The sequence below is a fragment of the Mycoplasma sp. 3392 genome, from assembly GCF_053851755.1.
This window is the reverse complement of sequence record NZ_JBSQBF010000001.1, coordinates 112,467-128,633: the sequence shown is the minus strand read 5'-3', so window position 1 is coordinate 128,633 and position 16,167 is coordinate 112,467. Positions and strand designations below refer to the sequence as shown.

Below are 16,167 nucleotides of genomic sequence, written 5' to 3'. Positions count from 1 at the left end.
GATATGAATGAAAAATATTGCCTAATCAAAAGAAGTCGTAAATTTATAAATAAGGTCAAAAACACTGACTGAAAATACTTTTTTACCCCGGGAAAACAAAAACACTTTGACTGAGACCATTTTTTCAAAGATGTTCAATTCGAAGAATTTAAAGACGGAACAAAATTAAAAATTGCAGCAGAAATTAAAGATGTTAATTTATCATTCAAAAACCCTGCTGTACCAGGACAAAAAAACAAAGTTTTACGTGGCCCAAGTTTAAAAATTTATGAAGGTAAAGTTCACGCCATCATTGGTGAATCTGGTTCTGGAAAGAGTGTTATCACTTCTTTACTATATGGGCTAACCGGAGAAAATGCAATTATTGATAGTGGTGAAGTTAAACTTTACAATAACAATGTTGAAAAATTCAGTCTAAAAGATTGAGAACGTAGTCATTATCGTGGAAGAGTTGTGTCAGCAGTCTTTCAAAACCCAATGTCAACACTAAATCCGACAATGAAAGTTGGAGAACAAATTATGGAAGGAATGTTATTGAACGGAGTGGTAAAAACCCGTAAAGAAGCTCGTGCAAGAGCAATCGAATTCCTTCAATTGACAAAAATTAATGACCCAGAAGCTGTTATGAAATTGTACCCACACGAAATGAGTGGGGGAATGATTCAACGGGTAGTTATCGCAGCAATTGTTGCCCTAGAACCAAAAATTCTAGTTATGGACGAACCAACAACTGCTCTTGACCCAACTGTTCAAGCTTTAGTTTTAGATGTCATTAAAGATTTACAACAAAAATTGAAATTATCAATCGTTTTCATTACTCACGACATCGGAGTAGTAGCGTCAATAGCCGATTACATTTCAATTATGTACGCGGGACAAATCATCGAAGAAGGTTTAACTAGAGAAATTCTAAAAAACCCGCAACATCCATACACATGAGGACTAATTATGAGTATGCCTGATGTTAATAAAGGTTCTAGATTAGCAACTATTCGTGGTTCAGTTCCTTCGAATCTAAATAACATTGTCGGTGATGCTTTTGCAGTTCGTAACGACTATGCTTTAGATATCGACTTTGTACAAGAACCAAATTTTTACTGAGTAAGTGAAACTCACAGAGTAAAATCAGCTCTACTTGATAAAAGGGCGCCAGAATATGTTCCACCACAATTGATTCAAGACTTATGAAAGGAGTTTAAAAATTCTAAATAGTTATGGATACAACAAATAACAATACAGAAAACAAACTTCTTACTGAAAATGATGTTTACATTGAAACAACCAAAAAATGAGGTTTTGTAAAAAAACAACAAATTAGAATCAAAACTCCCGGAACTAACGAAATGTTGGCTAACAAAGATAATCAAGAAGTGTTAGCAACTATCAGAAACGTAGATATTACCTATGGTTCTGGTTCAAAAGCTTTCAAAGCAGTAAAAGACTTGAATTTAAATATTTATAAGGGCGAAGTTCTAGGACTTGTAGGGGAGTCAGGTTCTGGAAAAAGTACCATTGGTAAAGCACTAGTGGGACTAATTCCTTATAGTTTTGGCCAAATTAAGATGTTAGGTAGAGAATTACCTAAAAAATTACAAAGAGGTTGAAAAGTAGGTAAAGCACTGAAAGAATATAAAGAAATTGAAAACTTCATGGTTAATAAAGTGCAAATGATTTTCCAAGACCCTGCTAACTCACTTAACCCACACATTAATGTTGAATCAGTTGTTTCAGAAGGGTTAAATAACACTAAGAATGCTCGTTTAATTTACTTAAATTCTTTAGATCAAGCAGCGATAATTGCAACATATGAAAAAATTAAAGATTTAGCTAAATTTGAAACAAGAAAACCAATTTTATATAAAGAAATTAAGCAAGATCCAAAAGATGCTTTTGAATGTCTTTATGTAAACTTTGCTTCAGAACTTCTAGAAAATAGAGAACAAGAAGCACATGATGTTCTAATGGAACACAAAAAAATTCGTGAAGAAAAAGAAAACATAACAGAACGTGAAGCAAAAAAAATCTTAGTTGTGGAGATTTTAAAAAGTGTCGGACTTGATGATTCGGTTTTACGTCGTTATCCACTAGAATTTTCAGGAGGGCAACAACAACGTATTGGTATCAGTCGTTCAGTAGTATTAAGACCTACTCTTCTTGTTGCTGACGAACCGATTTCAGCGCTTGACGTTTCTATTCAGGCTCAAGTTGTTAATATCTTCAACGATTTAAAAGAAAAATATGACTTAACTATTGTATTTATTGCCCACGACTTGCGGATGGTTGAATACATTAGTGACAGAATAGTTGTTATGAACAAAGGAGTGGTTCTAGAAGTTGGAACTACTGAACAAATAATGCACAATTCATTACACCCTTACACAAAATCACTTTTAGATGCAGTTCCTTCAATTGACTCAAAACAAGGAAGCTTAATTGGGTATGTATATGATTCAAAAATTCATGAATATTCAGAATCAAACCAACCAAAATGATTGAAAGTAAATGATGATCACTTTGTTCTAGCAACCGAACAAGAATTAGAAGAATGAAAGAAAGGAATATACAAATAGTGAGAAAAAACAAAAAAATATTTAATATATTCGCTGTTTCTACACTTTCTCTTACTGCTTTTATGCCTTTAGCAGCTATCTCTTGTGTAGAAACAAATAACAAAGACACTAAAAATCCAGTGCAACAAAAATCTTTATCAGAAAGAATTGCTGAAAACTTATCTCTAGTCACTTCTGATACTCAATCAGAACAAAAAACTAAAGACTGATTGCAAAATGGTGCTGCTCGTAACTTATTAGAACTTAAATACGATCAAGAGAAAAAACTATTCTACTATACAACTGAAATAACAGAGAACAATGTTAAGAAACTAATTAATCGAGAATTGGTTAAACTAGCAAGTGATTTTGAAGTTCCAGCAAACACCACACTAAAGGCAGCAGTTGCTATAGACCTTGCAAAAAATAAATTATTGTTTGAAGTTTCTGCTGAAGAAGGACAAAAAGGTACTTTTGAAATTAATGATGTTAAACCATCAGCAAGCACTGCATCAATACCAAATGCTGATTTAAGAGCTAAAGATGATACTTTAGAATACTTGACACTTGACAGTAGATCAAAAACAAACCCTACTTATTTTGTTCCACTACAAGCACCAACAATCAAAGAGGGAATTAATTTAGTTCCAAGTAATGAAAATCTAGAATTATTGAATAAATTTAAAGACCTAAGACAGCTTGTAATTGATACTTTCTTTGAACCACTTACAAATGTTATCGGTACAAACAAGAAGACTAGACAAAATACGTTCACTTCAAAATGAGGACTATTAGGAAAAACACAATCAGTAATTACCACAGCAGTAATTTCAAGAATAGATTACGCTATATATACTGCGAGAATGTCAGAAGATATATATAATAATCTTTTTGGTGATCCAAGCAAGGATTATAATGATTTTAGAAATACAATGGATCCAGAACAACAAATAAACTACACTTATTTAAAGCAAAAACTAGAGCAAATGAATAATTCTGGAAATCTATAATAAAAGTAAAAGACTCCGGCTTTCGGAGTCTTTTTTGCTACTTATTTATAAAGATTGAAAAATGATGCTAAACCTTTAAATTCACTATCTTTTGCTAATTCTTCTTCAATTGCTAGCAAACGATTGTATTTGGCAATTCTGTCAGTTCTAGATAGAGAACCAGTTTTAATTTGTCCTGTGTTGAAAGCAACTGCTAAGTCAGCTAATGTTGTGTCTTCTGTTTCTCCTGAACGGTGACTGACAACAGCAGTCATTGAAGCTTTGTTTGCCATTTGGATAGCTTCAATTGTTTCAGTCAATGTACCAATTTGATTCATTTTAATTAACACTGAGTTGATTGATTTGTTTTCAATTGCTTTTTTGATGAAACGTGGGTTAGTTACAACTAAGTCATCACCAACTATTTGCACTCTGTTTCCGTACAATTTAGTCATTTTTTCAAATCCCGCTCAGTCTTTTTCTGAGTGCGAATCTTCGATTGAAATAATCGGATATTTATCAATTAATTTCCCATAGTATTTAACTAATTCATCACTAGTAAATTCGTATTTTGTTTTGTTGTATTTTCTAAAACCGGGCATCTTGTTTATAACTGCATTATGGAATTTTTTAAACACGTATTTTTGAGTTTCTTCGTTGTAAAGTTCGCTTGCAGCTGCATCCATTGCTATCGCAACAGCATTATCACCTTCACGTCCGGGCTCAAATCCTGCTTCCTTAATAGCTTCAACTAAGAAATCTAAAACTTCTTCGTGAGTGTGTAAGTTAGGTGCGAATCCACCTTCATCTCCTACTTGTACTCCGTGTCCTGCTTTTTTCAGTAGTTTAGCTAGAGTATGAAATACAAAGTTAGCCATTTGTAATGCTTGACGGAATGATTTTGCCCCTACTGGCATAATCATAAATTCTTGAAAGTCAATAGTGTTTGAAGCATGCTCTCCGCCATTAATTACGTTTAACATTGGCAGTGGCAATAAATGAGCATTTACTCCTCCTAAGTAGCGATATAAAGGAATGTTTAGTTCTTGACTAGCGGCACGAGCTGCGGCAATTGAAACTGCCAATGTTGCATTTGCACCAAGCACTGACTTGTATTCAGTACCATCTAGTTCATTAAGCACACGGTCAATTTCTCTTTGGTTTAAAACTTCAAAACCAACAAGTTTAGGAGCGATTTTTTGATTAACATTATCAACTGCTAGCATTACTCCTTTTGCTCCGAATCAGTTTGAAGCATACTGTGAATTTTTATCACGAAGCTCTAAAGCTTCTCTTGAACCTGTTGAAGCACCTGAAGGAACTTTAGCACTTGCTGTAACTCCTTTTTCAGTTGTTAGAACAACTTCAACAGTTGGATTTCCTCGACTATCAAGGATTTCACGAGCGTGTATTTTTGTAATTTTCGACATATTACCTCTCTTTATTCTTAATTTTATACAAATTAGAATAAGAAAGCAAGGGATTTTTTTCCCAACTTTGTGTCAAAATAGTCAATCTGAGTGTATGTTGTAATAAAATTTATATAAATTATAGAAAGGACAAAAATGGTATTTAAACCCGAAGAAATTCAAGAAGTGATTGATCAAAATTCAACCAAAAAATCAACCATTTTATTGAGTCTATTAATTTTTAAAGGATTTGGCATCCCGAGTCTATATTTAGGAAAAAAAATTAATGCCCTTGTTTGATTTTTATTAGGGCTTCTAGCAACTGCTTTAATTATTACTGGAGCTGTAATTATAAACACTACTGATATTGCTAAGGATAGTAAAGGTAATATAACAAATTCAAAAGTATTTATTGGATGAATCTTGGCAATCGGATTCTCAATTTTATATTTTGCTATTAGTATCATTTCAGCTGGATGAGATTTAGTGTTAATTTTATTAGGTAGACTAAAAGATGTAAACGATAAGAAAATAGTTTTGGAAAAAGAGAAAAAAGAACTTGCTAATTTCTTGGAAATGGCTAAAAAAGCCCAAGAGGAAAATAATGAACAATAAAGAATTGGAACTTCAAAAAGTCAAAGCACGAGTACTTGCTAACTGAGAAAATGATCCAATTGCAAGTCTTTATGAATTAAGATTAACAGCCAAAGATGTTGATTTGTTTCAGTATCGCCCAGAATTAAGAGAGCTGGAACAAGCAATCTTACACAGACTTTTAGAGAAAAAAAGAGAACACATTGAAACTCAAATCACCACAGAACAATTGATTGATTTGTTGGCAGAAAACCCAATGGGATATGACTGAATGCTTTTTTACAATGCTCTAAAAATGAAGGATGACTTAAAACAAAAAGCTACTCATTTTAATAAATTGTTTAATAAGAAAGAAGACATTGACATTTTGATTTTTGCTTTATTAAGCGAAAAGAAAATTGACTATGACTACAAAATAGGCGAAACAGTCATAAATCCTGCAAAATGCGTGAGTTTGAAAGATAATGATGAAATTACGAACACACAAAAAATGATTGTTGACACGATGAATAATGATGTTGTAAGAGCTAAAACAGCAATATCAGTTTTCTATGTGTTCATAACTAGCAATTGAAAAGATTATGCGCTAGGCAAAGAAATTAATTGTTTAGACACTATTGTCAATGTAACTGACACATTGCTAGGAATTAAAGATGAAAAAAGTTTGAATGCTGAAGAAACTAAATTGTTCGAAGTGTTGAAGAAAACAAGCAATGTCTAGGACACTAACAAAGTGTTTTTAGTTTATAATTTTATAGAATATAACAAAGGAGTTTTTTATGTTAAAAAGAAAAATCGATAAGAAAAAATCTGAATTATCAGTATCAGTAGAAATCGAAGCTAAAGTTTGACAAGAAGCACAAGAAAAAGCCCGTAAAGAACTAAGAAAAAAAGTTGAAATTAAAGGTTTTAGAAAAGGTAAAGTTCCAGCCGCTGAGGCAGATAAATACATTACTGAAGGTCAAGTACAAGCTCAAGCAGTTCAAGAATTATTACCAAAAGCTGCTGAACAAGCTGCAACTAAAGTTAAAGAAGAAGATTTTATTTTAGATGCTCCAGAATGAAACATCTTAGAAGCAGACAAAGACAAACTAGTTTTAGAATTTGTTTATCCTTTACTACCTGAAGTTAAACTAGGAGAATACAAAGATCTAGGAATTAAATTACCTTCAATCAAAGTAAGCGAAAAAGATGTTGAAGAACAAATTCAAAAAATGCTAAAACGTCATGCAATGTTAGAAGTTGCTGAAGACTTAATCCAAGAAGATGACAGGGTAAACTTTAACTTTAAAGGATTTGTAGACGGTGAAGCATTTGATGGCGGAGAAGCTGAAAACTTTGATATTATCATTGGTTCAAAACAATTTATCCCAGGATTTGAAGATAACCTAAAGAAATTCAAAAAAGGTGATGAAGGAGAATTTGACATTGTTTTCCCTAAAGATTACCACATGGAATACTTGAGAGATAAAAAAGCTACTTTCAAAATTAAAGTTAACGAAGTTAAAAGACCACAGCTTTCAGAATTAAACGATGAATTTGTAAAAACATTGGCAATTAAAGATGTTAACACTGTTGAAGAGTTGAAATCTTACCTAAAAGACCTAACTAAACGTGAAAAAATCGAACAATCAAAAGAAAAATTTGCTTCAGAAATTATGAAGAAATTACTTGAAACTTCAGAATACCCACTTCCAGATCAAATTGTTCGTAAAGAAATGTCAGAATACTACAAACGTTTTGAACAATCTTTAAAACAACAAGGCGCATCAGTTGAACAATACTTAGAAGTTGTTAAAAGTACTAAAGAGAAACTAGCAGAAGAAATCAGAACTGAAGTTGTTCGTAATTTAAAAATTTCATTCACATACACTGCTATTGCTAAAGCTGAAGACATCAAAGTTGAAGATGCTGATTACGAAAATGAATACTCATTGTTAGCAAAACTATACAATATGGATGTAGAAGAAATTAAAAAATACATTACAAAAGAACAAATTCAACTACCTCTAATTAACAAAAAAATTATTGCTACTTTAGCTAAATACAACGACCCTAAAAATTACAAATCAGTTTTTGGTGACATTCTTTTACCAGAACCAAAAGAAGAAGTAAAAACTGGCGAAGACAAAAAAGCTCCTGCCAAAAAAGCAAGTGCTAAAAAATCAGAAAAATAATAAGTAAAACAGTTAAGCAAGATTGATTACAGTCTTGCTTTTTGTTTAAAATCAATAGGTATTTTAGTATTGAAGGATAAGAATTAAATATCCAAAATAATTAAAAAAGATTGAAAAAATATCATTTGATTCGCTAACTCAGTAAACAATCTTCGCTGATCAATAATAATTAACTTTATTTAAAAAGAAAGACCGAATAGTTTTAGACGAAAACTCAGTAAAAAAACAAGTAAAACTTAGTGTTTTGTCGAAAACTTAATTAAAGTTAGCAATAAAATCAACAAAAATCTCAGTTCTTTTAACAAAGAAATTGGCATCCCAGCATCCTCTGGGATTTTTTTATTTAAGTGAATATTTAGATATTTAAACGGATGAGTCAAAACTCACTAGCAGTTATTTTTTAAAAACCATTAATCTCTCAGGACGTTGTGATTTTATAGCGCATCAACTAAAAGACGCTGCCTTTAATAAGTTATGTCACAGTTAGTTTTCTATAAAAAGGTGTGTTGGCTTTTTTTATTTGTTTAAATATAGCTATTTTCCAAGATTTTATATACTCATCTTATAAAAAAACGTTTCACAAAAGAAAATAAAAAATTTTGAGATTTAAATAAATTAAAGCTATAAATTCAATTTGTTGTTCTATTTCGTTGCTGATGAGCACTTTAGGTTCAAAACTTATAAAAAAACAAAGCCAATAAAGGCTTTGTATGCATTAATTATTTAGCTAAACTTTTTACATATTTAGCAATAACAACTTCTTCATCTGTTCTAATTTTGTAAACTGGAATTTTTGAAGCAGGAGAAGAAATTAATTTGTAATCTGCATATTTTTCTTTGTTTGCTTTGTCCGATAGTCTAACACCGAATGATTTTAGACCTTTAACTACTAGATCACGAACAATATCATCGTTTTCACCAATACCAGCTGTAAAGACAATGGCATCAATAGGTTTACCAATTTTATTAATATATTGAGCAATGTAATCTACTACTTTACGGCAGAATAAATCAATTGCAAATTTGGCATCTTCATTTTTGTCATTTTCTCAAGCGGCATGTAGATCACGAACGTCGTTAGAAATACCACTTACACCTAGTAAACCAGATTTTTTAACCATCATGTTGAATACTTCTTCAACATCTTGTTTTTCTACCCGCACTAAGTAGTCAGTAATTCCTGGATCAATTGCACCACAACGTGTTCCCATCATCAACCCATCTAGAGAACTAAATCCTACTGAAATGTCTAATGATTTTGAGTCTTTGATAGCACAAACTGAACTTCCAGATCCTAAGTGTGCAACAACAATATTGTTTTTAGTTTTACCTAAAATAGTTTTCATTTTGTCATTAATGTAGTCATAACTTAAACCATGGTAACCAAATTTATAGATGTTGTATTTTTTAGCTCATTCTTGATTGATTGGGAATGTCGCATTAATTTTTGGAATTGTTACGTGGAAAGCTGTGTCTTGAGCAATAATTTTTTGTACATGTGGCAATTCTTTTTCAAAAGCCTCAACAGCCGCTAGTGTAGCAGGCGCATGTAACGGAATGAATTTAGCAGCTTCTTCAATTGATTTTTTAACATCTTCATTGTAGTGAACAGGAGTTAGATATTTGTGTCCTGATAAAGGAGTTCTGAAACCAATTCCGATTACTTCGTCTAAATTTTTGATAATTCCATATTTTACTCATAAACGAGTTAAATTTTTAACAGCTTCAACGTGGTTTGGTAAGTCGGCACGATCTTCAAATTTTTGATCGTTAAACTTGGTAATAATGTTTCCGTCTAAGTTAATTCTTTCACATAGACCGCTAGCAAGTTGTTCCAATTTGTTAGCTGAGTATAGTGCTCATTTTAAAGAAGAAGAACCTGCATTAACAACTAAAATTTTCTTCATATTTTTATTAATCCTTAAGTAATTATTTGTCTAAAAATTCGTATCCTTTTAGAACTGTAATTGAAGTAACGTCGATAACGTCTTGAACTGTTGCTCCACGGCTAAAGTCGTTGATTGCTCCGTTAACTCCTTGCATAATAGCTCCAACAGCTCCGTATTTTCCTAAACGTTGTGCAATTTTGCATCCAATGTTACAGCTTTCTAGGTTAGGGAATACGTAAATTCCTAATTCTTTTTGAGGTGCTGAAGGGAACTTGTGTGCTCTAACTTTTAAATCGTAAGCTGAGTCGAATTGCATTTCTCCATTAATCATGTTAATGTCTGTTTCTTGTGCTAAAGCAACAGCGGCACGAACTAGGTCAGGGTTTTCTCCTTTTCCAGATCCATTTGTTGAGTATGTTAAGAATCCGGTCAAGTCGTTCATTTTCATTGTGCGAGCGAAATCGGTTGCATTTTTAGCGATGTCAACTAATTGTTCAGCAGTTGGTTTTTCCACTGTTGAAGGATCAGTTAGAATGAATTTTTCATCATCTTTGTGCATTACCATAATTGATGAAATGGTTTTGATTCCTGGTTTTGCTCCGATGCATTTAAAAGCAGCTCTTAGAATGTCAGCTGTTGAGTAAATTAATCCCCCTACTGCTGAATCGACATCTTTGGTTCTAATCATCATAGCTCCAAAGTATGGTCTTTGATTTAGATTTTTACGGCATGTATCTAAATCTTCTTTTCCTTTACGGATAACAACAAGTTTTTGAGCATATTCCTCAATCTTGTCAGCCATTTGTGTCATAACGATATTTTCTAAACCATCATTTACGATTTGTAATTCGTTTTCTAATAACATAATAGGTTTAGCTAATTTATTTTCTTGTAGATATTTAGCAGCTTCACGGCTTCTTTCATCATCCCCATCGATGAATAAAACACTTAGAACTTTTTCAGCAGCTTTTTCTTTGATTAAACTGTTGATATATTCACTAAATTTTGACATTTTGTCTCCTTAAATCTTGTTTTGAATATAAAAAACTATAATAATCTAAATTTTACCCTTTTCAAAGTAAATATTTTAAAAACCTTATATTAATATGCTTTGATTGGCCATATCTTACTTTTTACTTTTTGCAAATCTTTAATACCTATTAAATTTAAGGAAAATAGAGGGCAAAGATTTTCGCTTCAAGCAAGTAAAAAAGAATTAAAAATTATTTATAATTTAAGTGCAATACTTGTAAGAAAAATGAAAGGAAAAATAAATGAGTTTCAAATATATTAAATCTGCTACATATGTTATGTCAGATAAAAACGAAATGGTTCGTTTATTAGACGTTGATGGAAACTTAATTGACAAATCATACAAACCATCAGCATCAAATGAAGAACTATTGAAAATGTATGAAACAATGGTTAGATCTCGTCAATGAGATATCTACGCTCTACAACTACAAAAAACAGGACGTATGGGAACATTTGCTCCTAACTTAGGAGAAGAAGCTACCCTATCAGCTCTTGGAGCAGTTATGCAAAAACAAGACTGATTCGTTCCTCACTACCGTGTACTTGCAGCACAACTATCACACGGTGTAAAAATGAAAGACGTGTTTAACTACTGAAGAGGATCAGAACAAGGTTCAAACTTTGCTAAAGATGTTAATGCTTTACCAATGCAAGTTGTTATCGGTTCACAAATTTCACAAGCAGCTGGAGTTGCTTATGCACTAAAACAAACCGGTAAAAAAGATGCTATTGCTGTTACAACAATCGGTAACGGGGGAACAAACGAAGGGGAATTCCATGAAGGACTAAACCTAGCTGCAGTTCGTCACCTACCAGTATTAGTAGCTGCAATTAACAACCAATGAGCTATTTCGGTTCCAGAACACAACAGCTACATCGTTCCAACACTTTCACAACGTGCATTTTCATATGGAATGCCAGGACTACGTGTAGATGGAAACGACTTACTAGCAGCTTACGAAGTTGCTAAAGAAGCTGCTGACTACATCCGTCAAGGAAATGGTCCAGTTTTAATTGAATTCGTTACATGACGTCAAGGACAACACACCACATCAGATAACCCACGTATCTACCGTACAGCAGAACAAGAAGCAGAAAAAGAAAAATGAGAACCAATGCACCGTATTGAAAAATACCTATTTGACAATGGAATTCTTACAGAAGAAATGAAACAAAATATGTGAGATGCAGCTCTAAAAGAAGCTAAAGAAGCATATGAAGAATCAACAAAAGACCTAGCAAAAGAAGGATACGACGACATTTTCAAATACACCTACGCAGAAATGCCTGCTGAACTAAAAGAACAACACGCAGAAGGACTAAAATTCAAAAAATAATTGCTAGTCAATTATTAAAAGAATATTTATTAGGAGAATTTTTATGGATAAAAAATTAATTTCAGTAAATAACATCGGTGCTCTAAACCAAGCCCTACACGTTGCTATGGAACGTGACCCATCAGTAGTTCTATACGGAGAAGATGCAGGGTTTGAAGGTGGAGTTTTCCGTGCTACAGAAGGTCTACAAAAAGCTTTTGGTTCAGATAGAGTTTGAGATGCTCCAATTTCAGAATCAGGACTTGCTGGTATGGGAATCGGAGCTGCTGTTGCAGGTCTAAAACCAGTTGTTGAATTCCAATTCTCAGGTTTCTCATTCTACGCTCTTGCTCAAATTTGTACAAATGCTGCTCGTTTAAGAAATAGAACACGTGGAAAATACCATGTTCCTGCTGTATTCAGAATGCCTTGTGGAGGAGGGGTTAAAGCTCTAGAACACCACTCAGAATCAATCGAAGCTATCTACGCTCACATTCCAGGTCTAACAGTTGTTATGCCATCAACACCTTACGACATGAAAGGGTTAATGTTAGCTGCTATTGAATCACCAGATCCAGTTATCTTCTTAGAACACAAACGTGACTACCGTGCTTTCAAACAAGAAATTCCTGAAGGATACTACACAGTTGAATTAGGAAAAGCTAACGTAGTTGTTGAAGGAGACGACTTAACATTAGTTACTTACGGACACATGGTTCACGAAACTACTGCTGCTCTAAAACAACTTCACGAAGAAGGATTTGACATTGCTGGAAGAGTTGAACTAATTGACTTACGTACACTAAAACCATTAGATACAGAAACAATTATTAAATCAGTTAAGAAAACAGGAAAAGTTCTTGTTGTTACTGAATCAGTTCAATCATTCTCAATCGCATCAGAAGTTATTACTCGTGTTAACCAACATGCATTTGACTACTTAACACACCAACCAGTTCGTTTAGCAGCTCCAGACGTAACCATTCCTCTACCTGCATTAGAACCAGAATTCATGGTTGACAAAAACAAGATTGCTCAAACAATTAAAGAAATGTTAAAATAGTCATCAAAATTAACTTGAAAACTCAATAATAAAAATCTTGCCAAAAACGCTATTTGTAGCGAAAAAAGGCAAGGTTTTTTCTTCTTTTTTGTAAATTAATATATAATTTAACGTATAAATAAATTAATAAATTTTATCGATCTGCTTGATCAAATGAAGGAGGCTTTAAATGGCTGATGAAAATAAAAAACCACAAGTCGAAGAACAAGATGCTCCTGCTGTTGTAGGACAACTACAAGTTTCAAACGACTTACTAGATTTTTCAATGTTCAGTAAAAAACCTAAAAAATGTGACGGAGAATGCTCTGCTCAATCGAAAGATGAAGCACAACTAACACCACGTGAAAGAGCAATTCTTGAAAGAAAACAAAAAGCAGAACAAGGAAAATAACTTATGGAAGAAATTGTTAAAGTAAAAGAATTAGTAGCTAAAGAAGAAAAACTAGCTCCTATTCGTAAAGCTATTGCGAAAAATCTAAAAAACGCTATGGATCATGTTGCATATTGTTCTTTAGTAACTAAAGTAGATGCAACTGAATTATGAAACTACCGTAAAGCGGTATTAAATGATGTTGTTGAAAAAACAGGAGTTAAATTAACATTCCTATCATTTATTGTAAAAGCTGTTGCTATTACATTATCAGAACAACCAATGTTTTCAGCAAAAGTTGATGAAGAAGCTGGAGTAGTAAAGTTCCCAGGAGAATTAAACATCGGTATTGCTGTTGATACACCATACGGACTTGTTGTTCCTGTAATCAGAAACGTAGAAAAACTAAGCATCGTTGAAATTCAACAAGAAATCGTTCGTTTAGCAGGATTAGCAAGAGACAAAAAATTAAAAATGTCAGATATGCAAGGAGCTTGCTTTACAATTACCAATATAGGTACCGTAGGAGCTCTTTACGGAACACCTATCATGAACTATCCAGAAATTGCTATTTTAGCAACTGGAGCAATCATTGATGATGTTGTTGTTAAAGACAAACAATTTGTAGCAGCAAAATCAATGTGACTAACAATCGCAGCTGATCACCGTTGAGTAGATGGTGGAGATATGGGAAGATTTAACTATAGAGTTAAAGAATTATTAGAACAACCAGAAAAATTAGGAGATTTATAATTATGTTTAAAATGCAATTTACAGACATCGGAGAAGGTCTACACGAAGGAACAGTAGCTGACGTTTTCGTTAAAGAAGGAGACGTAGTTAAAGAAGGTGACAACCTATTCTCAGTTGAAACAGATAAAATGACAGCTGAAATTCCTGCACCAGTTTCAGGAAAAGTTGCTAAAGTTTTAATCCAACCAGGACAAGAAATCACAGTTGGAGAAGAAATTTTCTACATCGAAGAAGCTTAATAATCTGCTTCGCCAAACTGCCACTTTGGCAGTTTTTTTGTTACTTCTTTTGTAAAAACGTCAAATTGTAAAGAAAATGAGTGATTTTTGGAAAAAATATTCTCAGCATTCATTATCTAAAAGCCTAGAGCAACAATTGTTGCTGCTATTTCTTTGCACTTTTTAATCAAAAGAATAGTTTTTTATCAAAGTAGGCAAAAATTTAAAAAAGTGTAAAATGGTACTTTTTGGCCTTTTAAAGACTATTTTTAACCTAAAGTTATATAATTTATAATTATTAAATTTAACGTCAAAAAGGAGAAAAATGAGTTCAAATTACAACGGACCAATTGATGCAGAATATGATTTAATCGTTATTGGAGCAGGTCCTGGTGGATACTTAGCAGCAGAAGAAGCTGGTAAACATGGTCTAAAAACTCTTATTGTTGAGAAAAAATACTGAGGAGGAGTTTGTTTAAACGTTGGATGTATTCCAACCAAAGCTCTTTTACACTCAACAGAAGAATACAACAAATTAGTTAAAAACCAATTAGCAGGTTTAGGAATTAATTTAGACCTAAGCTCAGTAGCAGTTGACTGAGACAAAATGCAAGCACAAAAAATGGCTACAGTTAACAAATTAACTGCTGGGGTTAAAATGTTAATGAAAGGAAGCAAAGTAGACGCTATCGAAGCTGAAGCTGAATTCGTAGGAAGCCACGAAATCAAAGTGTTAGACAAGGTATACCGTGGAAAATACATGATTTATGCAATGGGTTCACACAACCGTCGTCTAAACTTACCAGGCTTCGAAGAAGGATACAAATCAGGTAAAGTTGTTACTTCAACTGGACTAATCAATTTCAATAGAATTCCAAAAAGTTTAGTAATCATCGGTGGAGGAGTAATCGGAGTTGAATTTGCTCAAGTTTACTCAGCTGTTGGAACAAAAGTTACAATCATTCAAAACTTAGATAGAATTCTTTACAACTTAGACAAAGATGTTACTGATGAAGTTACAAAACGTCTAAAAAATGTTAATGGTGTTGAATTTATTTTCAATGCTAAAACTAAAGCTCTTGAAGGGGATTTTGTTGTTTACGAAATCGATGGTCAAGAATACAAAGTTGAAGCAGATGTTGTTTTAAGTGCTGTTGGACGTATTCCAAATTCAGCTCACTTATCAAACACAGGAGTTGAACTAGGACAAAGACAAGAAGTTCTAATCAACTCAAAATGTGAAACTAACGTTTCAAATGTTTACGCAATTGGGGACCTTGTAGGACAAAACATGTTAGCTCATGTTGCTTACAAACATGCAGTTATTGCAGTTTACGATATTCTACGTAAAGAAGGAAAATCTGACCTAAGCATTAACTACGATCCTCTAACAGTTCCAGGATGTATCTACACTGACCCTGAAGTAGCTTCGGTTGGTCTTACTGAAAATGCAGCAAAAGACAAAGGTGTTGAATATGTTGCTGCTAAATATAGCTTTGGATTTGTAGGAAAAGCTATTGCTGCACACCGTGACTATGGATTTGCAAAATTAATTGTTGAAAAATCAACAGGAAAAATTTTGGGAGCTGAATTAGTTGGAGCTAACTCAACTGACATGATTTCAGAAATTGCTATGGCAATGGATCATAAAATGACAGTTTACGACTTAGCAAACGTAATTCACCCACACCCAACATTCTCAGAAATTTTATGAGAAACAGCACGTCAAGCAGTTCACAAATTAGGAAAATAGTTAATAATAAAAGCAGCGCAGGCTGCTTTTTTGTTTTTTTGTTTTACTTAAT

At 33.0% G+C, this 16,167-nt stretch carries 14 protein-coding genes and 1 pseudogene; 12 read left to right on the top strand and 3 right to left on the bottom strand.

Annotation, left to right across the window (positions count from 1 at the left end):
* Positions 1 to 3: 3 nt before the first annotated feature.
* The 3 genes from ACWXVV_RS00610 (at position 4) to ACWXVV_RS00600 (ending at position 3,559) form a co-directional block, all read left to right on the top strand.
* On the top strand, positions 4 to 1,212 hold the full coding sequence (locus ACWXVV_RS00610; RefSeq protein WP_455984600.1) for an ABC transporter ATP-binding protein: 1,209 nt from the start codon (positions 4 to 6) through the stop codon (positions 1,210 to 1,212).
* Positions 1,213 to 1,343: 131 nt separating this feature from the next.
* Positions 1,344 to 2,570 carry an ATP-binding cassette domain-containing protein gene (locus ACWXVV_RS00605; RefSeq protein ID WP_438341803.1) on the top strand — a complete coding sequence of 409 codons (1,227 nt, stop codon included), beginning with the start codon at positions 1,344 to 1,346 and terminating at the stop codon, positions 2,568 to 2,570.
* Positions 2,570 to 3,559 (top strand): hypothetical protein, encoded by a 990-nt coding sequence (locus tag ACWXVV_RS00600; RefSeq protein ID WP_438341531.1) that lies wholly within the window; start codon positions 2,570 to 2,572, stop codon positions 3,557 to 3,559. Before ACWXVV_RS00605 ends, ACWXVV_RS00600 begins: the two co-directional genes overlap by 1 nt.
* A 41-nt stretch (positions 3,560 to 3,600) precedes the next feature.
* Here ACWXVV_RS00600 and eno read toward each other — a convergent pair whose 3' ends face one another.
* Positions 3,601 to 4,968, bottom strand: coding sequence for a phosphopyruvate hydratase (gene eno / locus ACWXVV_RS00595; protein ID WP_455984601.1), 1,368 nt, complete (start codon positions 4,966 to 4,968; stop codon positions 3,601 to 3,603).
* 135 nt (positions 4,969 to 5,103) lie between these two features.
* Here eno and ACWXVV_RS00590 point away from each other — a divergent pair, with 135 nt between their 5' ends.
* From ACWXVV_RS00590 to tig, 3 genes are read left to right on the top strand one after another with little or no spacing between them, the layout of a single operon-like run.
* Positions 5,104 to 5,562: a hypothetical protein gene (locus ACWXVV_RS00590; RefSeq protein ID WP_438341533.1), complete on the top strand. Its 459-nt coding sequence runs from the start codon at positions 5,104 to 5,106 to the stop codon at positions 5,560 to 5,562.
* Positions 5,552 to 6,262: a hypothetical protein gene (locus tag ACWXVV_RS00585; RefSeq protein ID WP_455984602.1), complete on the top strand. Its 711-nt coding sequence runs from the start codon at positions 5,552 to 5,554 to the stop codon at positions 6,260 to 6,262. Before ACWXVV_RS00590 ends, ACWXVV_RS00585 begins: the two co-directional genes overlap by 11 nt.
* A 58-nt stretch (positions 6,263 to 6,320) precedes the next feature.
* Positions 6,321 to 7,718 (top strand): trigger factor, encoded by a 1,398-nt coding sequence (gene tig, locus ACWXVV_RS00580; RefSeq protein ID WP_438341535.1) that lies wholly within the window; start codon positions 6,321 to 6,323, stop codon positions 7,716 to 7,718.
* 719 nt (positions 7,719 to 8,437) lie between these two features.
* Here tig and ACWXVV_RS00575 read toward each other — a convergent pair.
* Together ACWXVV_RS00575 and ACWXVV_RS00570 are read right to left on the bottom strand one after the other, a co-directional pair.
* Positions 8,438 to 9,625 carry an acetate/propionate family kinase gene (locus ACWXVV_RS00575; protein ID WP_455984603.1) on the bottom strand — a complete coding sequence of 396 codons (1,188 nt, stop codon included), beginning with the start codon at positions 9,623 to 9,625 and terminating at the stop codon, positions 8,438 to 8,440.
* A gap of 22 nt (positions 9,626 to 9,647) precedes the next feature.
* Complete coding sequence (locus ACWXVV_RS00570) at positions 9,648 to 10,619, bottom strand: phosphate acyltransferase (protein WP_455984604.1); 972 nt, start codon at positions 10,617 to 10,619, stop codon at positions 9,648 to 9,650.
* Between the two features lie 262 nt (positions 10,620 to 10,881).
* Between ACWXVV_RS00570 and pdhA the strand changes: the two genes are divergently transcribed.
* The 6 genes and pseudogenes from pdhA to lpdA all read left to right on the top strand — a co-directional run bounded on the left by pdhA (position 10,882) and on the right by lpdA (position 16,115).
* Positions 10,882 to 11,979 (top strand): pyruvate dehydrogenase (acetyl-transferring) E1 component subunit alpha, encoded by a 1,098-nt coding sequence (gene pdhA / locus ACWXVV_RS00565; protein ID WP_438341538.1) that lies wholly within the window; start codon positions 10,882 to 10,884, stop codon positions 11,977 to 11,979.
* Positions 11,980 to 12,022: 43 nt separating this feature from the next.
* A complete protein-coding gene (locus ACWXVV_RS00560) occupies positions 12,023 to 13,021 on the top strand; it encodes a transketolase C-terminal domain-containing protein (protein WP_438341539.1) in 999 nt (332 codons plus the stop codon).
* 169 nt (positions 13,022 to 13,190) lie between these two features.
* A complete protein-coding gene (locus ACWXVV_RS00555) occupies positions 13,191 to 13,412 on the top strand; it encodes a hypothetical protein (RefSeq protein WP_455967626.1) in 222 nt (73 codons plus the stop codon).
* Between the two features lie 3 nt (positions 13,413 to 13,415).
* Positions 13,416 to 14,144: a 2-oxo acid dehydrogenase subunit E2 gene (locus tag ACWXVV_RS00550; RefSeq protein WP_455967625.1), complete on the top strand. Its 729-nt coding sequence runs from the start codon at positions 13,416 to 13,418 to the stop codon at positions 14,142 to 14,144.
* 2 nt (positions 14,145 to 14,146) lie between these two features.
* Positions 14,147 to 14,377: pseudogene (locus tag ACWXVV_RS00545) on the top strand (biotin/lipoyl-containing protein); the annotation flags it as partial.
* A gap of 310 nt (positions 14,378 to 14,687) precedes the next feature.
* Complete coding sequence (gene lpdA / locus ACWXVV_RS00540) at positions 14,688 to 16,115, top strand: dihydrolipoyl dehydrogenase (RefSeq protein WP_455984605.1); 1,428 nt, start codon at positions 14,688 to 14,690, stop codon at positions 16,113 to 16,115.
* The last annotated feature ends 52 nt before the right edge of the window (positions 16,116 to 16,167 follow it).